General features: G+C 34.3%; 32 protein-coding genes. 2 read left to right on the forward strand and 30 right to left on the reverse strand.

The window, feature by feature from the left end; translation table 11 throughout:
- Nucleotides 1-57 precede the first annotated feature (57 nt).
- The 24 genes from GJU32_RS10330 to GJU32_RS10445 all read right to left on the reverse strand — a co-directional run bounded on the left by GJU32_RS10330 (nucleotide 58) and on the right by GJU32_RS10445 (nucleotide 15,174).
- The gene (locus tag GJU32_RS10330) at nucleotides 58-450 is read right to left on the reverse strand and encodes a phage tail assembly chaperone (protein WP_196426647.1); all 393 of its coding nucleotides are present in this window, start codon (nucleotides 448-450) and stop codon (nucleotides 58-60) included.
- Between the two features lie 27 nt (nucleotides 451-477).
- Nucleotides 478-912 carry a phage tail tube protein gene (locus tag GJU32_RS10335; RefSeq protein ID WP_025114164.1) on the reverse strand — a complete coding sequence of 145 codons (435 nt, stop codon included), beginning with the start codon at nucleotides 910-912 and terminating at the stop codon, nucleotides 478-480.
- Nucleotides 913-925: 13 nt separating this feature from the next.
- Nucleotides 926-1,984 carry a phage tail sheath C-terminal domain-containing protein gene (locus GJU32_RS10340; protein WP_155591856.1) on the reverse strand — a complete coding sequence of 353 codons (1,059 nt, stop codon included), beginning with the start codon at nucleotides 1,982-1,984 and terminating at the stop codon, nucleotides 926-928.
- Between the two features lie 3 nt (nucleotides 1,985-1,987).
- Nucleotides 1,988-2,479, reverse strand: coding sequence for a phage tail terminator family protein (locus GJU32_RS10345; RefSeq protein ID WP_155591857.1), 492 nt, complete (start codon nucleotides 2,477-2,479; stop codon nucleotides 1,988-1,990).
- Nucleotides 2,476-2,904, reverse strand: a complete 429-nt coding sequence (locus GJU32_RS10350) for an HK97 gp10 family phage protein (RefSeq protein ID WP_155591858.1) — start codon at nucleotides 2,902-2,904, stop codon at nucleotides 2,476-2,478. Before GJU32_RS10350 ends, GJU32_RS10345 begins: the two co-directional genes overlap by 4 nt.
- Nucleotides 2,901-3,227, reverse strand: a complete 327-nt coding sequence (locus GJU32_RS10355) for a phage head closure protein (protein ID WP_155591859.1) — start codon at nucleotides 3,225-3,227, stop codon at nucleotides 2,901-2,903. Before GJU32_RS10355 ends, GJU32_RS10350 begins: the two co-directional genes overlap by 4 nt.
- Nucleotides 3,217-3,516: a head-tail connector protein gene (locus tag GJU32_RS10360; protein WP_155591860.1), complete on the reverse strand. Its 300-nt coding sequence runs from the start codon at nucleotides 3,514-3,516 to the stop codon at nucleotides 3,217-3,219. The genes GJU32_RS10355 and GJU32_RS10360 overlap by 11 nt, the downstream gene beginning before the upstream one ends.
- Nucleotides 3,506-3,799, reverse strand: coding sequence for a hypothetical protein (locus GJU32_RS10365; protein ID WP_155591861.1), 294 nt, complete (start codon nucleotides 3,797-3,799; stop codon nucleotides 3,506-3,508). Before GJU32_RS10365 ends, GJU32_RS10360 begins: the two co-directional genes overlap by 11 nt.
- A gap of 45 nt (nucleotides 3,800-3,844) precedes the next feature.
- Nucleotides 3,845-5,008, reverse strand: a complete 1,164-nt coding sequence (locus GJU32_RS10370) for a phage major capsid protein (RefSeq protein WP_155591862.1) — start codon at nucleotides 5,006-5,008, stop codon at nucleotides 3,845-3,847.
- A 27-nt stretch (nucleotides 5,009-5,035) separates the two neighbouring features.
- Nucleotides 5,036-5,614 carry an HK97 family phage prohead protease gene (locus tag GJU32_RS10375; RefSeq protein ID WP_155591863.1) on the reverse strand — a complete coding sequence of 193 codons (579 nt, stop codon included), beginning with the start codon at nucleotides 5,612-5,614 and terminating at the stop codon, nucleotides 5,036-5,038.
- Complete coding sequence (locus tag GJU32_RS10380; RefSeq protein WP_155591864.1) at nucleotides 5,601-6,800, reverse strand: phage portal protein; 1,200 nt, start codon at nucleotides 6,798-6,800, stop codon at nucleotides 5,601-5,603. Before GJU32_RS10380 ends, GJU32_RS10375 begins: the two co-directional genes overlap by 14 nt.
- Before the next feature lie 18 nt (nucleotides 6,801-6,818).
- Nucleotides 6,819-8,498, reverse strand: coding sequence for a terminase large subunit (locus tag GJU32_RS10385; RefSeq protein ID WP_155591865.1), 1,680 nt, complete (start codon nucleotides 8,496-8,498; stop codon nucleotides 6,819-6,821).
- 2 nt (nucleotides 8,499-8,500) lie between these two features.
- Entirely contained in the window at nucleotides 8,501-8,911 is a 411-nt protein-coding gene (locus tag GJU32_RS10390; protein ID WP_155591866.1) for a hypothetical protein, read from the reverse strand.
- A 99-nt stretch (nucleotides 8,912-9,010) separates the two neighbouring features.
- Nucleotides 9,011-9,247 carry an HNH endonuclease gene (locus GJU32_RS10395; RefSeq protein ID WP_230875007.1) on the reverse strand — a complete coding sequence of 79 codons (237 nt, stop codon included), beginning with the start codon at nucleotides 9,245-9,247 and terminating at the stop codon, nucleotides 9,011-9,013.
- Between the two features lie 295 nt (nucleotides 9,248-9,542).
- The gene (locus GJU32_RS10400; protein WP_155591867.1) at nucleotides 9,543-10,832 is read right to left on the reverse strand and encodes an ImmA/IrrE family metallo-endopeptidase; all 1,290 of its coding nucleotides are present in this window, start codon (nucleotides 10,830-10,832) and stop codon (nucleotides 9,543-9,545) included.
- A 12-nt stretch (nucleotides 10,833-10,844) separates the two neighbouring features.
- The gene (locus GJU32_RS10405; RefSeq protein ID WP_155591868.1) at nucleotides 10,845-11,168 is read right to left on the reverse strand and encodes a hypothetical protein; all 324 of its coding nucleotides are present in this window, start codon (nucleotides 11,166-11,168) and stop codon (nucleotides 10,845-10,847) included.
- Nucleotides 11,161-11,394, reverse strand: coding sequence for a colicin E3/pyocin S6 family cytotoxin (locus tag GJU32_RS10410; protein WP_155591869.1), 234 nt, complete (start codon nucleotides 11,392-11,394; stop codon nucleotides 11,161-11,163). Before GJU32_RS10410 ends, GJU32_RS10405 begins: the two co-directional genes overlap by 8 nt.
- A gap of 304 nt (nucleotides 11,395-11,698) precedes the next feature.
- The gene (locus GJU32_RS10415) at nucleotides 11,699-12,232 is read right to left on the reverse strand and encodes a tyrosine-type recombinase/integrase (RefSeq protein ID WP_155591936.1); all 534 of its coding nucleotides are present in this window, start codon (nucleotides 12,230-12,232) and stop codon (nucleotides 11,699-11,701) included.
- Nucleotides 12,233-12,241: 9 nt separating this feature from the next.
- Nucleotides 12,242-12,688 (reverse strand): ArpU family phage packaging/lysis transcriptional regulator, encoded by a 447-nt coding sequence (locus tag GJU32_RS10420; RefSeq protein WP_230875008.1) that lies wholly within the window; start codon nucleotides 12,686-12,688, stop codon nucleotides 12,242-12,244.
- A 330-nt stretch (nucleotides 12,689-13,018) separates the two neighbouring features.
- Complete coding sequence (locus GJU32_RS10425; protein ID WP_155591871.1) at nucleotides 13,019-13,867, reverse strand: HNH endonuclease; 849 nt, start codon at nucleotides 13,865-13,867, stop codon at nucleotides 13,019-13,021.
- A 157-nt stretch (nucleotides 13,868-14,024) separates the two neighbouring features.
- Nucleotides 14,025-14,204 carry a hypothetical protein gene (locus GJU32_RS10430; protein WP_155591872.1) on the reverse strand — a complete coding sequence of 60 codons (180 nt, stop codon included), beginning with the start codon at nucleotides 14,202-14,204 and terminating at the stop codon, nucleotides 14,025-14,027.
- A gap of 79 nt (nucleotides 14,205-14,283) precedes the next feature.
- Nucleotides 14,284-14,535 (reverse strand): hypothetical protein, encoded by a 252-nt coding sequence (locus GJU32_RS10435; RefSeq protein WP_196426648.1) that lies wholly within the window; start codon nucleotides 14,533-14,535, stop codon nucleotides 14,284-14,286.
- Complete coding sequence (locus GJU32_RS10440) at nucleotides 14,523-14,930, reverse strand: hypothetical protein (protein ID WP_155591874.1); 408 nt, start codon at nucleotides 14,928-14,930, stop codon at nucleotides 14,523-14,525. Before GJU32_RS10440 ends, GJU32_RS10435 begins: the two co-directional genes overlap by 13 nt.
- A gap of 16 nt (nucleotides 14,931-14,946) precedes the next feature.
- Complete coding sequence (locus GJU32_RS10445; protein WP_155591875.1) at nucleotides 14,947-15,174, reverse strand: hypothetical protein; 228 nt, start codon at nucleotides 15,172-15,174, stop codon at nucleotides 14,947-14,949.
- Nucleotides 15,175-15,279: 105 nt separating this feature from the next.
- Between GJU32_RS10445 and GJU32_RS10450 the strand changes: the two genes are divergently transcribed.
- Nucleotides 15,280-16,011, forward strand: coding sequence for a hypothetical protein (locus GJU32_RS10450; protein WP_155591876.1), 732 nt, complete (start codon nucleotides 15,280-15,282; stop codon nucleotides 16,009-16,011).
- A 55-nt stretch (nucleotides 16,012-16,066) separates the two neighbouring features.
- On the opposite strand, the gene GJU32_RS10455 is transcribed toward GJU32_RS10450, so the two are convergent.
- The 6 genes from GJU32_RS10455 to GJU32_RS10480 form a co-directional block, all read right to left on the reverse strand.
- Nucleotides 16,067-17,179, reverse strand: a complete 1,113-nt coding sequence (locus GJU32_RS10455; protein ID WP_155591877.1) for a hypothetical protein — start codon at nucleotides 17,177-17,179, stop codon at nucleotides 16,067-16,069.
- A gap of 11 nt (nucleotides 17,180-17,190) precedes the next feature.
- Complete coding sequence (locus GJU32_RS10460) at nucleotides 17,191-17,829, reverse strand: ORF6N domain-containing protein (protein WP_196426649.1); 639 nt, start codon at nucleotides 17,827-17,829, stop codon at nucleotides 17,191-17,193.
- A 71-nt stretch (nucleotides 17,830-17,900) separates the two neighbouring features.
- Complete coding sequence (locus GJU32_RS10465; RefSeq protein WP_155591879.1) at nucleotides 17,901-18,038, reverse strand: hypothetical protein; 138 nt, start codon at nucleotides 18,036-18,038, stop codon at nucleotides 17,901-17,903.
- A gap of 16 nt (nucleotides 18,039-18,054) precedes the next feature.
- Nucleotides 18,055-18,336, reverse strand: coding sequence for a helix-turn-helix domain-containing protein (locus GJU32_RS10470; protein WP_155591880.1), 282 nt, complete (start codon nucleotides 18,334-18,336; stop codon nucleotides 18,055-18,057).
- Between the two features lie 160 nt (nucleotides 18,337-18,496).
- Nucleotides 18,497-18,820: a DUF771 domain-containing protein gene (locus tag GJU32_RS10475; protein ID WP_155591881.1), complete on the reverse strand. Its 324-nt coding sequence runs from the start codon at nucleotides 18,818-18,820 to the stop codon at nucleotides 18,497-18,499.
- Nucleotides 18,821-18,969: 149 nt separating this feature from the next.
- The gene (locus tag GJU32_RS10480; protein WP_155591882.1) at nucleotides 18,970-19,158 is read right to left on the reverse strand and encodes a helix-turn-helix domain-containing protein; all 189 of its coding nucleotides are present in this window, start codon (nucleotides 19,156-19,158) and stop codon (nucleotides 18,970-18,972) included.
- Between the two features lie 137 nt (nucleotides 19,159-19,295).
- Here GJU32_RS10480 and GJU32_RS10485 point away from each other — a divergent pair, with 137 nt between their 5' ends.
- A complete protein-coding gene (locus tag GJU32_RS10485; protein ID WP_230875009.1) occupies nucleotides 19,296-19,706 on the forward strand; it encodes a helix-turn-helix domain-containing protein in 411 nt (136 codons plus the stop codon).
- The last annotated feature ends 262 nt before the right edge of the window (nucleotides 19,707-19,968 follow it).

The following is a 19,968-nucleotide window of genomic DNA, read 5'->3' on the forward strand; positions in this document are numbered from 1 at the left end:
CCTTGAAACCTTTTTGAATATAGTGATGAAGAAAATAAAAATCATCATCACTTTCAATTAGTTTTTTATAGCTTTAACTCCGCCTTTTTTATATCCCGCAAGTTCGAAACCAATTTCAGACAGCAAAGAGATTTCACCTGGTTCAAAAATTTTAGATACAATGTCAGTTGGTAACGTGCAGCCATACGCCTTTTTTAATTCAGGATCTTTTAAATTTGGCTCTACCATTGTGTTATATACCATATACTCGTCAGCGTCTGTATCATTATTTTCATCCCTGGCCATTTTCATGGTATCTACACATAAAGATTTTTCAGGTTTACGCAAGACTACTTCAACGCCTAATCGTTCCACAAGTACAGTCTCCGTGACATCATCCTTCACCTGGTACTTTTCTTTCTCTTTCATTAAGTCAGTAAGTGTTAAACGTTTGATTTCTTTTTTTGACATTTTATATTTCCCTCCGATTTTTATGGTTTAAGCTGTAATTTGATCAATAAAATCATAATCAGCAAAGTTAAACGGCAATTCCTCTGTCCCTGCCGTTTTTTGTGCAAATTGCATTAGCATAAACTCATTAAATGTTACTTCGCTAATGGCTACTCGTTCTGAACCAAACGCTCCAGGATCAGCTAATTTCCCGACAATGTTTACATCAGGCACCATACCTTTTTTTACATCATCAGCGAGTAAGTTTGCACCTCGGCTATAAACCTTTTTGACTTTTAATGTTCCCTCACCCGACCAACCAAGCATCTTTTTATGAGTTGCTGGATCTTCGGCCATATTTACGTCTTCATAATCAATGGAAACTTTAGCTTCAAATTCCTCAATGTCGAGCCATTTTTCATTGTTCACCCACACACTACCATAAGTGCCATTAATAACGCGATTAGATTTTAATTTACCCATGTGTCAATCCTCCTTAAATCGCAATATCCATATCTAAATCCTCGATAGCATCAACAATCTTAATGTTGCTACCTAAAAAGACGTTCTTTTTAAAGGACATTTCTTTTACTTTTTGGTCGTCCCAATCTGTCGTGTCTCGACCAACACCTTCCCACGCTAAACGTTGCTTTTGTACGTTTATTTCAGCTTTATTATCAAAGTTTGGATCAAGTATTTCCTCACCTTCCAAGCCGTCATAATAAGCGTTAATGGAACGAATAAACAACACTTGATTATCGTAAATATTGTTATGTTTACCGATGTAATGCTTATCAAATGTGGTGCGAATATCATCTTTAATTAAATCCTGCACTTCCATGACACGAATCGATTTAAAGTCTTCTGTCTTTTTGCCTGTTATTGTCGTCAGGCTGTTAATACCTCGACCAATTTTGATATTTTCACCATCGTTTATCAGGATCAGTTCACCATCATCAACAGCCTTATCAGGATCTTCAATTTCTGTGATAGCATCGATCTCATTCAATTCGTAATAAGTCGATGATCGAGTAAATGGTAAACCTGCTAAGATGCCAGCGATACGCGCGGTATACTCTGCCGTTGTGTACTCTTTTTCACCGACTTTAATTCCTGCTGTAGTGAAATTAATGATTCCTTCATGATCCGCCTCACTGTTTGGCAATACTGCTTTGAACGTTTTCTTATTAATGTCACGCTTTGTTTTAATCCACGTTTCAAAAGTTGTTGTATCCTTAGCTTCAATACCAGGAATGGCCAAGTAATTGAATCGCTTATTATTTAAGCGTGTCAAAGCTGTGTTGTAATCAGCTGCAGTTGTTGGCAATCGTTCAATAATAATTTTGCTTGGTGTACCCTTAAATGTTAATTGAATGTAATCTAAGTTTTCAGGTGCCCATGCCTCTGTTGGTACGTCTTCAATGCTTTTGTACGTTACTGTATCAGCTGTTTGCACATCATCTTTTAGAATCAATGCAACAATTCCTAGCTGGCTACGCTTGATCGCTGTAACGGCTTTACCATTAAAATCTATAATAATTTGTGGTAGGCCCATTGTTTAATCCCCTTCCTCATCATCCAATTCACCCATAAGCTCAATTGGATATTTTTCATAAAAGTCTTTGCCATTTTTTATTTCATCTTCGATGTTGTTACCTGAACCGCCTTCGCCATATTCACGGCCATCAAAGAATTGAAGATCAAATTCAAACTGCAGCACACCATCTATTTCATCGAAATTAGGTTCGACTATATCCAAATGGCGATCTTCCACAGTGAATTTCAAGTCGAATAGATCTCCTAATGTTTCTTGAACATCTAATAATTCAACTGCATTGTCATCATCGTTAGAAGGAAAATAAAAAATGCGAACCGTGCAAGACTTTTCAACTTGTGTCAAATAGCCCTCACGTTTCACATTATCTAATTCCACTTTGAAAGATGGCCGCGTAAATCCTTTGCTTACTGATTTACTAGAAACATCAATATCAATAAAGTTTGACAATAATTTTTCATTAATTGCTGCCTTGATTTGCTTAAAAGTAATCATAATTTATTCTTCCTCAACAATTCATCTAGCCATTTTACAGTTTCGCTTTCTACATCACCTGAGGATTCAAATTCACGCATACCCTTATCAAGTGGCTTTTTCCCTGGCACAAAATCGCCTGTTCTGTTGCCTTCATGGTCTACCATCCAATGGCCATCTTCCACCAGGTGTGCATGTGGTGAAGAATTGTAAACACGTACAACAAGTTCTCCACGATAACCAATAAAGACTTTTCCCCGTTTCCACTTCTTGTGATACATACCTGTTTTCTTTTTTACAAGACTTCGAGCTTTTTTTGCTACTGTTGTCCTGGCTTTAGAGCCAATTTTACGCATCAATTTTGGTGCTTCTTTAGGCACCTCCCTGGTGGCGACATTAAATAAATCTCTTTGAAAATCAGTTAAACCGTTCATTTGAATGCTCAATTCAACACCTCCTGAACAAAAATTTCAAGTGTCTCATTGCGAAAATAGGGATTAAGAATATATTTAATTTCAAATTCATGTTCTTTGTATCTGATCCGCATATCCTTTGTGATGTCTTTGCCAGCGTGGTATCGCACGATGATTTTATGCGTGACATTCGTTAAAATTGTGTCAGCAACTTGCTTTTGTAATGAGCCTGTTTGCGGAATGATCGCTGCCCATATTTTTTTATCAGGTAGAAATTCATAAACAGTTTCGTTCAATTCATTTTTTGTCTTTTGATTAGTGAGGATTTCAATTCGCTTATCAAGATCATAGTTCATTGTTATCCCCCTTAAAAGAACTTAATAATGAGAGTTTTATAAGCATTTTTTCAAATGCGCTGGCGAAACGTTCTTTGTTGTCGTCATAACCGAAATGAGCCTTACAATACAAGATACAAGCTCGGCGAATTAAATCGTCTTCATCTACAACTTTCTCTGAACTTGCACCAACTTCGATGATTTCCCTTTTAGCTGCTGCAATCAAATCGTTTAATTCATCATCATGTTCGTCCTCATCTAATCGCATTGCAAATTTCACTTTTTCTAATAGAGTAAGTTTATTCTCCATCACTCTCACTCTCTTTCTTCGTCTTCATAACGTCGATAGCTTTACGAAGAGTTTCCTCTTCCATTTTTGTATAGCCCTTAATCTTTAGAACTTTCGCTTCTGCAATTAGTGCTTCATCGACTTTTGCGTTCCCTTGTAGCAACTGTTTAGATACCAGCAAATAGCCTTTTTTTGTTAAGAAAGAAACACGTTCAACATCATCTGATGCGAACGTGTCTCCTATGTTGTAACCCTCGTTGTTTGTCTTGTCGATAAAGGCTCTAATTACATGATATTTTTTCACATCACAGCCTCCTTTGTAAGTTGACTTAATTAATCACTATTTTAATTAAATAGCTGCTGCTTTTTTCACACGTAAGAAACCATTTTGAGCAACAACATTACCACCGATAAAGACTGACCCTCTGTGTGCGATCATTCCTTGCTTGAATTTGTAGTCAGTAGAACGTTTGATTTCTGTAGGTGAGAAAGTTGCAAGTTCATAATTTGAGAGTGGACCATAAGCCATTGCATAAACACCTGCTACCGTTGCTGATGAAGAAATTGATGCACATGCGCTATTTATGATAAATGGTACACCATCAATTGTCCCTGTATTACCAGACGTTTTAACTTCATACACTTTTTTACCATCAGTAGTGCGGAGTGTTGCAAATGCTTTTAAATCATGTTTGTTGAGAATTAAAACTGCTGCATCTTCAACATCTTCATCTCCACCATAAGCATAAATAATGTTGTCTAAAGTGCTTGCATCAATTTTAGCAATTTCGATGTCTGTATCTGCAGAAATTGCTGATGCCGCTTCTGAAAAAATACCTACTAACTTTCCAGCTGCACCAGTACCGATTAATATTTCACGGGTGATTTTTCTTCGCAATGCTTTATTAATGCCTCCTGTAATTACATTGCTATAATTAGCTGCTGGAAGCTTCGTAACTTCTTCTGTTTCCTCACTGTACGCTGTGATTTTTGTTTTAGAGATAGTAGCGTAGTCAAACTCACTCTCTGCTGTATTGTATTCTGCATTTTCTGAAGAGTAGTCACCTGTTCCATGTCCTTTTTCATAAGGGCGTTCATATGACTCTCCACCTTCTAATGGAACATGTGTTACACGATCAATTAATGATGAAGTTTGATTAAATGTACCTTTGATGTCTTTAGCTGTGTGCTTTGGTAACACTAAATCACCACTGGCAACAGTAATAGCTCGATTTTCTAATAAATCTAAACCACGCTTTTCAGCCTCATGTGTATCTTGGTTTTCATTTTCATCAATCTTATTATTGAAAGTATCAATAGTTCGGTTTTCAGGATTGCCGTTTACAATGTCAGTAGCTTGTTGTTGCAATTGCGAGCGACGTTCATGTGCTTCGATTTTCTCATTGATTTCACGAAGTTCTTTTTCTAAATCATCAAGATTAAGATCGCGTGTTTCATCAGCTAGCATTTCACGGATTTCAGCTTTTCGTTTTAACAATTCTTGTAAATTCATTTTAGTAAAACCTCTTTTCTCAAGTTTTTATAGTAATGTTTTAAGAAGCAATCGTTGACGACGATTACTTTGTTGTTTTGATTTAAAATGTTCTTTGTAAGGATCATGGGATCGCGCTTGTACTTCAGAATCTGGATAAGCTGGAAAAGCAACTGGTGAAACTTCTATTAATTTTGCTTTCGAAATAGTACGAATGATATTATCAATATCATTTTCATCCCATTCTTCTTTCTGCATTTGGAATGCAAAGGAGACACCTTCAACGTCACCACGTCTGATAGTTTCATATGCGTCATTTCCTAGCGTTGTATTAGGTAATTCAAGTTCGAATCGTAACCCTATTTCATCTTCGTATAAGCGTAATGTGCCATTTTTAGTACGCCCTAATACTTTTGATGTGTCATGTGACCACAAGGCCAGTTGGTCATCAATTGTTAATGAATCTGTAAAAGAGCCTCGCTTGAATTGCTCTTTGAATCTTCTCCAGTAACCCATTGTGTGAGATTTCATTTCCCACTTGACCGCATAGCCACTAATAGTGCGTTTACCTTCACTTTCTTCACGTAAATCTATTTCGTTCGTCGTTAAATTCCTAGTTTCCTTCATTATCGTTATCACCTCCCTCTGATTTAGTAGTGACTTGAACTGTATCTAGGCGACGAATAGGTTTGTCTCCTCCTTCAACTGGTGGTAAGTTGAGAATTCGACACCAATCATTAGGCGTAAGCGCTCCACGGTCAACCATCTGTACAAGTGCCAATTTGGTTGACATACTAGCATATTGAAGGGATGATGCTTCATAAATAATGCAGTTGCCACGGTTTCTCTCATAATCAAGAAATAGCTTTTCTGTTGTCTCATCTGCAAATTGCATGGCTACAGGTTCAATATTCATCTCATAATAAGCATTCCATTCGTCTTCATTATATTTTGCTTGGACAATGTTATCGTTGGTATTAAAAAATGAATACACGCGTTGTACAGTATTCATTGCTTGCTTATCGTCAGGTACGAAAGCCTTATTATCTACTTGTTTCAATTCGTACTTACCATCTGCACCAGCTGCACCACCTGAGTTTTGTACGGTAAGAAATTGATCATTAAACTTATCAACAGCAGCCTTCACATCTTCGTCACGCATCACTGTTGCGAATTTTAATATCCATCGAATAATTGCACTATTTTTTATAGCCTTAATAATCCCTTGATCACTTGTAGTGATAACTTCCATTAACGATGTTAACGCTGCTCCTGGTGGATCAGAAAAGAAATCATTATCATTAAAATCCCTACGCAAATGGATAATATCACTGTATGCTATCAGCTGTTGACTACCGTTAGGGAAATAGAACTTCAAAAAAATATCTCCATACATTCCTTCTTTAACTTCAATAGTGGATGATGGTAAGGGATAAATAGCAACAGGTAAAAGCGTTTCAATGTCTCTCTTTATATAAGCAAATGCATTGTTATTCAAATACAATTGTGTAGCCATTTTTTCTTGTAATACTTGCATAGTCATTAATGGGTTAGGACGCTTCAATAGTCGTTTGATATGATTTTCAGGAAATACCTTCATCCCTCTTGAATTATCTCGAATGTGCCTTGGTATTAATTTTCCAATAGCAATGACTGCTGGACGAATAGCAGCACGAATAATATCCGATTTATATAAATTGCCATTCCATGCATAAAAACCTTCACCATTATCGACTATCATTTCAAAACGTGTAGTAGATGTTTCACTTTGCGAGATTGGTTTTTTCCCAAACATTTTCTCGAATAAGCCCATATTTTTCTATCACCACCTCTAAATCATGTTTAAATAATCATTTTTACGATCTAAATACACCGTATAAGAGTTTAAAAGAGCAATCGTGCCATCAATGCGTTTACGTGTATCTCTCGACTTTACAGGTGCAATATTACCGTTTAAATCTACTTTAATTTCCGTATTAGCTAAACACATTTTCAGAAGTTGATTATTGTTGTAATTGATAATATGATTCGATAAATCTGCTTCGAGTTCTTTCATTGGTGTGGATAATGTGACAGCACCCTGACGAACCTTAATCATACTGTTCTTACCAAAATGTGATTCAAAGTCCTCTAGTGTAGCATCATCAACATGCCAAGAATCATAGCCTATCCAAGGAATATAAATATCAAAGTCTTCTCTCAATTCAACGAACCATTTTAAAATATCTTTCATGTCAATTTTGTATTGTCCGCTTGGTCGTAGAATACCCAGACGCTCAAATAGATCATATGGAATTTGATCTTCATTTGCTCTCTGCATAATGGACTGTTCAGGTAGCCAAAACATGCAAGCAAAATAAATTTCATCATCGTCTCTTCTCCTTAATAGCACACCAGCAGAAGTTAAATCTGTTGTTTCTGATTTATCAAAACCGCCAATTCCATAGTTAAAGTCCATTTTTTCAATTTCAAATGTCGCTGTGTTTTCAAGCTGCTCCCAACGAAGCCAAGCTGTTGATGCCGTTTGTTTTAAGTTGAAGTCTTTAACAAGTACTGTTGGTTTAAATGCTGCGTCAACTTTGGCCTTATCAACAAATTTACGAAGTTCTTCTGTTTTTTTGATGGTACCCAGTCCAGGGTTCGCTTTGATCCAGCAACTTTCATCAAGCCATTCATCACGATGATCTAACTCATATATAAATGCAAGAAAATGAATATCTTTAATTTTTCCATCAAGTACATTACAGGCATATTCGTACTGCGAGTCGTAAATAGAATCACGAACAAATCCATTTGTTGAAATAGAACTAATAAGCCCCTGCTCACGTGAAGACATTGACTGTTTCATAACATCATAAATATTGCGGTCTTTAATCGCTGCCAATTCATCAACCGTAATAAAATGACCATTTAAACCATCTAAGCTATTAGAATCACTTGCCAATGCTTCAATATGTGAAAATGTCGCTTCAAAATACAAGTCTGTTTTGCGCTTCCTAATATATTTAGAAAGGTCTGGACTTTGAGCAACCATCTTATGACACTCTTTAAAACCCTTTTTTGCTTGATCAAGTTTTGTTGCAATAAAGTAAACCTCGGCTGACCCCTCACCATCACCAACAAGCATGTAAAGCGACAAAGCTGAGTTCTCAGTCGTTTTTCCATTTTTACGGCCACGAATATCCATGATTTCAGTAATCTGTCTCATCCGTGTTTCTTTATGGACAAATCCGAATGTTGCTTGTAACTTTGCTTTTTGGAATAGATCGAGTTTTAAAGGTTGCCCCATTTTTGTACCTTGCGCTTGTCGACAAAGATTCTCAATAAATTCAATGGGCTTGGTTGCTAACCGAATATCAAACTCGTATCCTTCTTCTGGATTTCCCAACCAGTTATAAATAATTTGGTACTGTTGTTTTAGACGCTTACAAGCATTGATTTCGCCTGACATAATTTTGTCATAGTATTCAATGATGTAATTTCTATGCGTTTCGACACTATAATTCTGCATAGCTATTTACTGTGCTTGGATAAAAATTTTTGCAGCCCATCCATTTCACCCGTGACTTTCAACTTTTGTTCAGGCTTAGGATACATATCAAGCAATTGCTTATAGATACCTGTATAAGTCTTTGCAGCGTCTAAGTAATTTTGGAAATAAGGGCTTCGTCTATTAATGGAGTAATCACCTTGTTGCATTTCTTCAACTGATCCATTTAACTTTACGTGTTGACGAAGTTCTTGAATTTCTACAATTAAAAAAGCCAGTTCATCAATAAGGCGCAATGCAACCTCTTTTTGATGACCGACTAGATCAGCAAATATTTTTTTTAACTTAGTTGTTTCTTTTTTGATAGTTTTTTCTTTCAGAATAATTTCAGTTTCTTGTTCTGGAACGGCGGTTTTCAAAACTTGCCTTGTCATCGCAAAACCTCCTAGTTTTTTTGATAGGTGGGGGTTATATAAAATCTCAAACGGAGGAAATCTAAGGTTGGCATTCGGTCTCCACAAATCCCCATGATTTTATTTTATAGGGGGGCTATACACTAGCTCACCTAATTCATTAAAAGAAAATCCCTCACGAATCTTTTCTTTTGGTGTACCAAATGTTTTTTTATTGTGACACTCCAAGCAAAGGTATTGAAAGTTGTCGTGGTTTAAAGTAAACATTGGATCGTTGATGTTATTGATATTGATTTCTTTTATGTGGTCAACAATATAACCGAGATTAAACTGGCAGTGCTCACATAAATCATCCACTAAAGAATTAATATACGATGCTCTACATTTCTTCCATGCAGTACTGTTATAAAACTTCTTTGCTTCCGCTGTGTGTTCCCTTATGCCCGCTCGCCTCCTATAAAAGTAAAAGAGCTACACAATTTGTGCAGCTCCTTTCTAGTATCACTAAATTTGGGAGTGAAGATGATACGGTACATTTACACTTTAACAAATGAAAACTAATGATGCGTTCTCAATTAGTTCGCGAAAAGTTCGCGAAAAGTCCACTTTATTATAAATACTTTCCCAAAATCACTTGTTTTAAACGATTTAATTATTTATTTTTTTTAAGTAGAATTTCATTTATTTTATTCTTTACAAAAGATTCATATAAAGAATGTCTAATAATTAAATCAAATCTACCATCAGATTTAATTCTTTGCTTCATCATCAAATAAAATGAATCAAAGTCTTTACTAGAATTACTACTATTTAAACTACCAATTACTCCATTAAAACATCTTCTATTTTTTTCTTTTTCATCTATATCATAGTAGCATTCTTCTAAAATTTGATTGAATATTAATTTTGAATTCCGTTTATCATTAACTTCAATAGAAGAACTTATATCAAAGTTCCCAAACATCACACAAATTTCTCCAAATTGTAAACCACCATAATCTTTACAATTATCCTTTACCCATCGTTTAGCTTCTGGAATTGTATTGAAATATGGCTGAGCTATCTTTGAGTTTTTTGGTTGATTAAAATCTATACATTTACCATTTTTCAAAAGAACCATACTAAAGTAGCCAGAAGGCAATTGATTAACTACCCTATTAAGATTATTTAATAATGTAGTTGGTCCAAATTCTTGGAGATCATTAACAATCCATTTGAGTCCATTTTTATTAATATTATCGATATATTTTTGTATTTTTTCAGGAGGTAATGAATTTTCAAAATACCACCAATCAATTATAAAATCATCTAAAATACAAGTATCCTTGTTAGTAGAATATTCTTCGATTCCATCCATACCTTCATCACATAAATAGGAAATAAAAAATTCTGTATTAGTTTTTTTATAAGTGGTGTATCCTCTAAATTTATTATATATCTTAAAAACATAACCATCATCAAGGAGTGGCCAAATGTTAAAAAATGCAGCACTTCTCGATACATTTGCTTCAGTTGCTACTTCAGAAATAAGTAGGGAAATGTCCTGAGGATTTTCGGAAATTTTATTTACTAACCAATCGGTAGGCATTAGAATTTCAGCTGCAAAGTTATTTGCCTCATTCTCCATTTTCTCATACTCTGAATGACTAATATTATCATTAATATCTGTATGACAAGATATCATCCCACAGTGCCAAGGTATACATAAGTGTCCTAATTCATGTGCTAAAGTAAACCTCTTTCTATTACTTGATTGAAACCTATCTATAATTATTGTGGATTGCTCTACATTCATCATGCAAATTGCATCTACGTTTTCAGGTAGATCATCCTCTTCTACATTGGCATAGGACCTTATAAAACTTTCTATGTCAATTGGTGGAGTAAGGCCATATTTATCAATTAATCGTTTGGCTATTTTTCGTTCTCTTGGAATATGCACAATTTATTCACCCTAAGAATTAAGTTTATTTTTACGTCTTAACCATTCTTTAATTGCCGTAGATTCTTCTGGGGAAGATGATCGAGCAACCAATTTTTCTGCACTGGATTGATTGATAAATTCATGAATAGGGATATTCTTCTCCCTACAATGAATGATTGTTTTAAGAATATAATCGTTCTCTACGTATAATCCATACTCCTCTAATGACATTCCTAAAAATTCGTAAATCTCTTCATCACTATCACTCTCATGCCATTCATCAATATAATCTTCAATATCTTCTAATAATACATCTCCTGTTAGACAAGCATCTATAAATTTATTTTTAGACATCTATTTTTCTCCCCCTCACAGCTGGTTTTGTAAATTCTCCAGTGAGAACATCCGCAGCTCCAATATGTTTTCCTCTTTTATTAAAAACTTCAATTTCACCATGTAGTGTATCCCAAGTATAATATCTTTTTGCATCTATTGAACGCCATAATTTATGATTTCCTAATGTTTTTACATAAATACAGGTATCTAAAAAAGATGGTTTAGGAATTACTTTATGTACCATTAATATCAACTCCTTTCTTTTATATTATAAATGTTTACTTGTATTAAGAAAACTATATTATGTATTTTTGGAAATAACATACTTACTGTATATTATTTACTAGACATAATTCCTAAGTTGAAGGTGTCTTTTCCTATGTATTGTCCTTTTCGCTTATTCTCTTCCAGCCCTTTGCCTACCTACATTTTCTCCTTGTCCCTTTACTCAATGTGACAAAACATAAAAATGTCCTGTTTATAAAAAAATAGGTACCTACACATAGAAAATAAATAAAAAAAACTACACCAATATATTATCAGTGCAGTTACCAATCTATTTTACCTTGCTGCTTATCTAATTCTTCTTGTTCTATGCCTAAATAAATCATTGTTTCACGTTGATTTGTATGATTGAGAGCTGTCATAATCGTTGCTACATTATTGAATTTTTTATAATGCATATAGCCGTATGTTTTGCGTAATGTGTGCGTGCCAATCTGTTCAAGCTCAAAGTCGTCCGCTAACTCACGCAATATTTCATAGGCTCTTTTTCTCGATATTGGTTGGTTGATTCCCTTGCGTGATTTGAACAAATATTCTTCATCCGATTTCCCATGAATATAGTCTCGCATTTCTCGCTTCAATTCTTTAGTCATCCTTACAGAACGATATTTCTTCGTCTTTTCCTCAAATAATCGAATATCCCAACCCTTAACATGTTTTACTTGCAGTTTCAAAATATCACTAATACGAAATCCACAATGTATCCCTGTCAGAAACATCAAATGATTCCTTTTGTTTGTATCACTTAAATATCGTTTTATTCTTGCTAACAATTCACGATCTCTTATAGGTTCCACTTTCAAATACTAGCTCACCTCATTTCTATCCTGCTGATAAACTTCTATTTTTAAGGCAAATGCAAGACGTAGCAAAGCTTGCCATTTCTTTTTATAATACTTTGTCTTACCAATGCTTAAATCCATCCAAATATCAATATCATATTCAGTTTCTAGTTGGAGATACCGACGAACAATTATTTGCCTTTCATCCTCTTTCAATGACATTAAACCTTTATGCATCCAATTAAAATATTTCTCACGTGCAAGTTCAAATTCAACACGTTTAATGGCCGCACTTTCTGTTTTACTATTAAATTGGTCTGAATTGCCTGGTGCTAATGAATAACTTGCTGTTATTTTAAATAAATAATCGGCCGGAACAGTGAGCAAATACACACGATACTTTTCTATCTTTTCTTCAACTGCTTTGCGTGTTAATTTTTCATCTACAAGTTGTATGTGCCTTGTTTTCAATCTTTTCGCTCCTTCCCAGTAACAGTATGAATCTCTTATCATCTTTTTTGTCTAAATGCACCCTTTACTCGTTTATAAGTGTTGCGTTTAACTCACATTAAACCTTCAGATTCTCTTTGACTCATCTGTTTTTTAGGTTAGCATCCTTTTGAGATTTGCCCCTCAACTTCTTTGCTTAACCCCTTTGTGTTAACTCTGTTTGTATTGTTCTCATGTCATCCACCCCTTTAATAAAATAAAAAGAGGCACCAACAAAACAGGTCATTCACCTGTCAGTTAGTGCCTCCGGTATTTTCCGTAAAGGCTGTTTTTTTAGGAATCTCATGCTCGTTAGATATTCCAGAAAGGAACATTAATCAAATTGGTTGATGTACTTCCTGCTTGTTTAGAAGCATTACAACTTTTACATAACAACTGAAAATTAGTTGAATCATTGGTTCCGTATAAATCTAACGGAACTATATGATCAATCTCTAAATCACTAGCAATATGATATTGTGATGTTACATCTTTTCTACACAAAACACACGTTCCTTTATCACGATAAAGTAATGCTTGTTTTAACCAAATGGGCCAGTATGTTGCTCTTTTAACTCGTTTCTTCTTCAAACTTATATATTCTGGTTTTTTTTCTATTATAAAGTCTATGTCCTTTTCAATAAGCTTAGCAACCATTACGTTGAAATCATGCATAAATCTTCGATTATTAAACATTATTTGAAACGTCGCATGAACAATTGACTTTTTTACATTATCTGCATTCATAAGGAAGTGATCTTCCCATGCACTAATTAATTTCCAACACTTACATGTTGAATCATAACATTGATCTTCTTGGTCGCAACTGTCCCCAAAATTGGGTTCTTCTAAATTTGGAAGTAGACCAGTGTCGATTAAGTAATCCTTTAACATTTCAAAATACTCTTTACTGCCAGCTGTGAATTTAAAAATTTCTTTAATGTCATCTTCAACATGAAAACTTGTATCAATCCAATAATGTAATAATGTCCATTTACTTGGTTTATTCAATGGTACTGTATTTAATATATCTTCCTTATTGTCCTCCCATACATCTAGGAAACTATAATCGTTATCATTATAGTAAAATATCTGCATCAATAAGTTTGCTTGATATAAGCCGTGGTTATAACTTAATGTTTCATGATCTATTTTTGACACTTTTATCACCAACGTTTTTTCCTTAATTATACTTTAGTGAACCGATATTTGATAATCTACTTTCTTCATTTACTCAACAGTTTTTAAGTACCCTTTTTGCGAATCTAACTTTTTTAGATTTAGCTAACTTTCTAACCCGTTATCTACACAAAACCTTTCATTTTTTCACTGCCCCAACACGTCTGCGCTTACTCTCGCTTACCTCAAACACTTTACCATGCTGCCACTGGATTGAATCTTGTCCATACTCCTTAGGCTCTAGAACCTCTACAATTGCCCCTTGTTGAACGATGTATACTCCATCACCTAATGCCCCTAAATTAACTGTATTGCCCATATAAGCCCCTCCCTGCTATAATTACTATAGTGTATAAAGCACGAAGGTTTAAATGTAGGGCTACGGTTGCAGCCGTACCCTACGCTATCCATTCTAACTCACGAACATCACATAAAATGATTTCCTCTAAAAATTGAACCTCAACTGTGTTTTTCTTTATTTCTAGAACTGTTCCTATTTTTCCAATCCATTTTTCACAATAGTATTTTCGATAATTATGAATCTCCCAATCTATCGATTTATCTAAAAGAATTAGTTTCACTAGATCATGTTTTTGAATACATTCATGCCTATCCTCTTCCTGACAATCAAAGATACTTAACTGCCGCATGCTGAATCCTTTTTGGACATAGGACCACGTTTCCCAGTTAGTCCCTGCCATACTTTCCATTCATTAAGCTCCTGATCTGTAATACCGTAGTGCTCTGCTATGTCAGAATTTTTTAGGCCCATTTCTTGTAAGTCCAAGTACCGATCTATCGTAAGAATCATTCCGTATTCAGTCATTGATTCTAATAAAACATCATCTTTTGTCTTCTTCAGTGACACTTGATCGTTAGGAGACTTATTTAGATTTAAAAGGCATCTACCGATTTCATTAAACTTGATGAAGATGTCACACTTTTTACAGCTTTTTGCTTTACGGTCTTTTCGATTTACACATGTTACACAGTACTGATGATGCAATGCATTTTGTTGCTTTAATAATCCCATCCTGTTATACATAAATTTTCCCTCTCTTTCATTTAGCTGCTTGTAAGTTGGAAACCAGCCAATTCACGCCTATACCTTTAATACTTGGATGTTGAAACTTGTCCCATATCACATGAACATACAAGCCATCATTTTTAATTTCTTTTACAGTCCCCTTAATAGTAGATGCTTCAAGTAATTGCACTCTATCCCCTGCTTTGTATATAGGTAGTTCATACAACTTGCCATTGATAAAATATTGTTGTGTTCTTCCCATCACTATTCCCCTTTCTTCTTTGCTCAAGTAACATTTATTTTTTGAATTATCTCAGCTTTAATTATGTTAAAATTTAACTATAAATTTACGTAAAGGAGTTTTCAAATGGAGACATTAATATCCAAATTTCTTGGAGAAATCAGTATAATAACATTATTTTCCTTAGTAGTTATTGCAATAAAAAATATAATTGATAATAGGAATTTATTAGAAATTGAGAAACTACTAATGACTGATTGGAAAAAATTCAAAATAGACTTTTCAAACTATGGCGTTTATACATTTTTCATATTATCTATTGGCAGTATTTATATAGCTGTTTACAATCCTAGTGCTATTAGCGATATTTCACCTTCCATAACTACCACTATTATTGCTTTTGGAATAGTTTGGTTAATCGTGACATTCGCATTTATCTTGCTATTTAACGCAATTATTTGGGTAGATAGAAAAGTATCATTACATAATGAATTTTTTATCCTTTTAGACGATAACGAGAAATGGAAAATACTCAAAATGAAAAATGAGTCTTCCTTATTGGTGGAAAGAGATTCAAACTATCGAATTGTAGACAACTGGAATAATAAAAACATAACTTATGAACTGAACTATCATTTTCCCCTAAAAAAAATATATAATTTATGCCCTATTACCAAATTAATAATTATATTTCGTATACTTATCATTAGTTTTAGTATGACTTTTATTTATAGCTTTACTTTAAAAAATTTGATTTCGTTTCCGTTAGCATTCTTTAGTGTTTTTTTCATACTAATCCTCTTATTAATTTGGGTAAATTATAGAGAATATATTAAATTTTTAAGTCAAAGTAATTAATAAAGTATTTTCCCCTTTGGTAGAGGGGATTTTTTTATTATTCTACAACCTCATCTTACTGTGCATTTTTTTCTATCCTACCTAAAGTTTCAAGTATTTTTTGACGCTCTGCTTCAAAATCAATTTCTTGATTGACTTCTATAGTTTCGGCTCTGTCCTCATTTCGCTTATGGAACCACTCTGGTACAACTTCGGTACGTCCTTGTCGATATTTAATTGGCGAAGGTGGTTTGGCTTTGTTTTCTTTTGCATTCTCTGCTTTGATTTGACGTATTAACGTTGTAGCCTTTTCACGCAATTTTTTGGTTGAAAGAATATTTGATTTCCAAAATGAATTCGCTTGTGACCAATCAATAAGATATTCGATTTGTTCAGCTGTTCTATCATCCTGCTCCATCATTAAGCGAATACAATCAGCCCAGGTATTCATATTTGGTTGTTTAAAGCTTGGATCATCAAACAGTATTTTTTGATAGAGTCTATAAGCCAATTGATAATGCACAGAGGATTCGTCGTAAACTCGTTTGCGACTACTATTCTTTTTATTAGTAATCTCTGTATTTGTAATCTCTGTATTTGTAATCTCTGTATTTGTAATCTCTGTAGTAATCTTTGTATATGTCCCCACCTGCGGGGCACCACCTCTCACCCTAGAAGGTTGGACCCTCCCAACCTCCAAGTCACCACCCTCCATACTTTGAGGGGAATACCCTCCTACCTTCTGCGGTAGTACCTCATTACCAGAACTAAAGGTGAATCTCTCCAAAAGAGGTACATTTAGGTCGATAAAAAGAACATTCGATAATCGAGTTCTATTAGCATTTATTGTCCTAAAATCACGCTTAATAATGCCCCTATCCTCTAGTCGATCCATTGCTTCTTTGACTTGTTTTTTACTAAAACTGAATTGCTCAGCAAAGCGATCATACGAAAGTTGTAATAAATCTGATTTAAACTTCTTTTTAATGTTGATGAGGCGTCCAGTTACCTCATCTTTCTCATAACTTGGACGATACCAATAAACAATTTCAGCAAGAATGATTATGGCGTTTAGATCAGGTTTGCCACTATCTAGGCGAAAATTTTCATACCACATATGTGGTATAACGTTACCTTCTAAGTGCATTTGTCCCATTAAATCGACTGTATTATTACCTGTTGTAAACATATATGTTCCTCCTATGCTCCCCAGCTTGAAACGAAGTTCAACGCGTCTTGCAATTCATGTTGTCTAACATCACGATAAGAACCTACTTGATACCGTTCTTTGATTGCAGAATACAAAGCTCGGAATAATACACGTCTCGCTCCTGTTTGTTCAGCTAATTGATAAACTCGCTCATTCACGGCTTTTCGTAAGCGAAGTTGTTCTCCTGAGTGTAATGTCACTTCACGCATTTGATTTTCCAAAGATATCAACCTACTTTCTAAATTTTGAAAATCAGCTAGACTAATTGCTAAAGCTTGTGATTGCTCTATTGGTGGTTTGTCCAACATTGTGTAATAACTATCTATTAACGCTCGGTAAGCGTCTTTAGCCTGCTTACTTTTAGAAAATTGAGAATGTAAAAAAGCTCCCTTTTCAGTCCAAATATGAAGAACTGAAACATATTTAAGGGTTGCGTCATTTTGACGTGCACCTTTAAAGGCTTTTAAATCTTCACCTGTTAGCGCAAAGTAATGAACACCAAGTTCAAACTGATCCTGATTTCGTTGAAAATTACGATTGATGGTCTTGCTATCCGTTTTAAACGATTTAGCTAATTGAGCACTTGTTAAAACACGTACACTGTCATGTACAATAATTTCTGGAAGCATAAGATGCATCCCCTTTCTTGCCGATTCACTAAATTTTTGATATAGTTTCAGTAATATATTTTTTCAACCGCTTACTTGCATGCCAGTGCTTGTAAGCCTTTTTTATGCTGATTTTTAAGGGTAGCGTCATTTTGACGTGCGGCTCTGTATATAGCCATGTACCGCTCCACTGGTTTCAATGATTTCCAATGTTTTACGTTAATCCTCAATTAGATCTCCTCCTTGTTATAAAAAGAACAACCATACAAAACCTCCAACGATTGGTAGTAATGATTGAACAACGGTTGCTAAGTCAATACCACTCATCATTTGTTGTATAAAGATATTGCCGACCTCCTGAGTATTCGTTTGTTTAAACCATTCGATAAATGTATAAATGTCGGGTGTTTTCCGTTCATTCTCATACTTAGAAATACAAGTTTGACTTCTATTCATTTGAGCAGCCAAATCTTCTTGTGACATACCACTGCCTATTCGACATGCCTGTAAAAGTGCTCCTAATTTCACTATCTCACCACCTTCTTATGCCAATCTGGAATACTCAATTAAGCTATCAACTGTTAAAATTGCTAATAAGAAGATAGAAATATTTACATATTGCCTCTCGTATTTTTCCTATTTCCCCTCGACTTAAAATTCATCTGCTTAGGGTAGCGTCAAAGGGACGTTACCCTCCCCAAATTAAATGAAAATTATCATCCAGAAAATTAGCCATTTTTGTTGCTTGGAATGCCCACGGTGATCCTTTACCTTTTGAATAGTAAACAAAGCCTCCATTTCGAGCATCAAGTTTTTGCTTAAACCTTGGTACATATAGAATGTTCTCTTGAAGCCACTCTTTTTTTCTCCCTGTGTGTGCTTCTAAGTCTTTCATAGTCCAGTATCTACCAGATAACTGGCTTTTTTTTAGTTCTTCCAATTCAACTTTGCTTATCAAAACCTGATCTTCAGGAATTTGAATCGTTAATTTAACATTTAGTTGTTGTTGCATAATAAACACCCCCTAATTTAATTTTTCAATAGCCGTATTCAAAATGTGTACATTCTTTCTTTTTCTTTAAGTAGCTTTTTCTCTGAGGAACTTTAATACATGTTTCATCAGGAATATCTCTCACTAACGATATGTTCCTTAAAGGAACATCAATCTTTAAAAAAATATAACCAATCAAAATCTAATGCAGTGGCAATTTTTTTTGCAGTTTCAACATTTGGTGTTTTAATTCCTAATTCAATTTGGGTGTAGTAACTTCTGGATATATTAGAATTTTCCGCAGCCTTTTCTTGAGTAACTTTATTTTTCAATCGAATATCTTTCAACCAAGTTCTCATTTCCAACCTCCAATAGTTCTTTTAAGGAACACTTATATACACAATATATGTCACTTTAAGGAACAAGTCAACATTATAATGAAAATAAGTTTTACTTTAAGGAACAATTATAGAAGTTACTAATAGAAACATTTAGAATGAACTATATGAAAGGATGGGTTGCCATGAATGTTTTTTCAGAACGTTTAAAAGCCTGTCGTGAACAGAAGAAAAAATCCAATCCTATTTGGACACAGAGTTATACTGCAGATAAAGTTGGAGTGGCTAGAACTACATATACTGCATATGAAAATGGAACTAAAACTCCACCCTTAGATACAGTGAATTTAATTGCCGATTTGTTTGAAGTTAGTACCGACTATTTATTGGGCCGAACTGAGGTTACTACATTTTCAAATAAAGACCAAGAAGAGGCTGATTTTCAAGCTTTTGCAAACAACCCTGATTTAAACATATTTTATAAAGAGCTACCTAAATCTGACGCGGAAGCTGTAGAACGCCTTCGTGAAATTTGGGAAATTATTAAACACGATTATAAGAAAAAATAGGACATGAAATATTTTCATGTCCTAAATAACACCCTGTTATTGTAAATATAAAACATTAATGGATTTATTATTTTTTTTATTAACTTACTAGTAATATTTACTCAAGACAATTTAACCTCTAATTTAACAAAAAGGATTATCCTTCTTTTCTAAGATGGTATCTTAAGAACTTTTTAAAGTTATGGTTAAACTCATTATTTAATTCCGGAAATTTTAAAAAAACTAACTAATATAGAGTTAGGCATGCGTACAGTGCATGTCT

The sequence above is a fragment of the Lysinibacillus cavernae genome (assembly GCF_009724685.1).
In the GTDB taxonomy this organism is placed as follows: domain Bacteria; phylum Bacillota; class Bacilli; order Bacillales_A; family Planococcaceae; genus Lysinibacillus; species Lysinibacillus cavernae.

Excerpts from the sequence above, each read along its gene's own strand:
- GJU32_RS10480 (WP_155591882.1), bottom strand. The coding sequence starts at position 19,158 with ATGAGAACTTGGTTGAAAGATATTCGATTGAAAAATAAAGTTACTCAA.
- GJU32_RS10460 (WP_196426649.1), bottom strand. The coding sequence starts at position 17,829 with ATGCTTCCAGAAATTATTGTACATGACAGTGTACGTGTTTTAACAAGT.
- GJU32_RS10355 (WP_155591859.1), bottom strand. The coding sequence starts at position 3,227 with ATGAACTATGATCTTGATAAGCGAATTGAAATCCTCACTAATCAAAAG.
- GJU32_RS10370 (WP_155591862.1), bottom strand. The coding sequence starts at position 5,008 with ATGAATTTACAAGAATTGTTAAAACGAAAAGCTGAAATCCGTGAAATG.
- GJU32_RS10485 (WP_230875009.1), top strand. The coding sequence starts at position 19,296 with ATGAACTATATGAAAGGATGGGTTGCCATGAATGTTTTTTCAGAACGT.
- GJU32_RS10445 (WP_155591875.1), bottom strand. The coding sequence starts at position 15,174 with ATGGGAAGAACACAACAATATTTTATCAATGGCAAGTTGTATGAACTA.
- GJU32_RS10335 (WP_025114164.1), bottom strand. The coding sequence starts at position 912 with ATGGGTAAATTAAAATCTAATCGCGTTATTAATGGCACTTATGGTAGT.
- GJU32_RS10330 (WP_196426647.1), bottom strand. The coding sequence starts at position 450 with ATGTCAAAAAAAGAAATCAAACGTTTAACACTTACTGACTTAATGAAA.
- GJU32_RS10410 (WP_155591869.1), bottom strand. The coding sequence starts at position 11,394 with ATGGTACATAAAGTAATTCCTAAACCATCTTTTTTAGATACCTGTATT.
- GJU32_RS10430 (WP_155591872.1), bottom strand. The coding sequence starts at position 14,204 with ATGGGCAATACAGTTAATTTAGGGGCATTAGGTGATGGAGTATACATC.
- GJU32_RS10455 (WP_155591877.1), bottom strand. The coding sequence starts at position 17,179 with ATGTTTACAACAGGTAATAATACAGTCGATTTAATGGGACAAATGCAC.
- GJU32_RS10450 (WP_155591876.1), top strand. The coding sequence starts at position 15,280 with ATGGAGACATTAATATCCAAATTTCTTGGAGAAATCAGTATAATAACA.
- GJU32_RS10405 (WP_155591868.1), bottom strand. The coding sequence starts at position 11,168 with ATGTCTAAAAATAAATTTATAGATGCTTGTCTAACAGGAGATGTATTA.
- GJU32_RS10435 (WP_196426648.1), bottom strand. The coding sequence starts at position 14,535 with ATGCGGCAGTTAAGTATCTTTGATTGTCAGGAAGAGGATAGGCATGAA.
- GJU32_RS10390 (WP_155591866.1), bottom strand. The coding sequence starts at position 8,911 with ATGACAAGGCAAGTTTTGAAAACCGCCGTTCCAGAACAAGAAACTGAA.
- GJU32_RS10440 (WP_155591874.1), bottom strand. The coding sequence starts at position 14,930 with ATGTATAACAGGATGGGATTATTAAAGCAACAAAATGCATTGCATCAT.
- GJU32_RS10380 (WP_155591864.1), bottom strand. The coding sequence starts at position 6,800 with ATGGGCTTATTCGAGAAAATGTTTGGGAAAAAACCAATCTCGCAAAGT.
- GJU32_RS10360 (WP_155591860.1), bottom strand. The coding sequence starts at position 3,516 with ATGGAGAATAAACTTACTCTATTAGAAAAAGTGAAATTTGCAATGCGA.
- GJU32_RS10475 (WP_155591881.1), bottom strand. The coding sequence starts at position 18,820 with ATGCAACAACAACTAAATGTTAAATTAACGATTCAAATTCCTGAAGAT.
- GJU32_RS10340 (WP_155591856.1), bottom strand. The coding sequence starts at position 1,984 with ATGGGCCTACCACAAATTATTATAGATTTTAATGGTAAAGCCGTTACA.
- GJU32_RS10375 (WP_155591863.1), bottom strand. The coding sequence starts at position 5,614 with ATGAAGGAAACTAGGAATTTAACGACGAACGAAATAGATTTACGTGAA.
- GJU32_RS10345 (WP_155591857.1), bottom strand. The coding sequence starts at position 2,479 with ATGATTACTTTTAAGCAAATCAAGGCAGCAATTAATGAAAAATTATTG.
- GJU32_RS10385 (WP_155591865.1), bottom strand. The coding sequence starts at position 8,498 with ATGCAGAATTATAGTGTCGAAACGCATAGAAATTACATCATTGAATAC.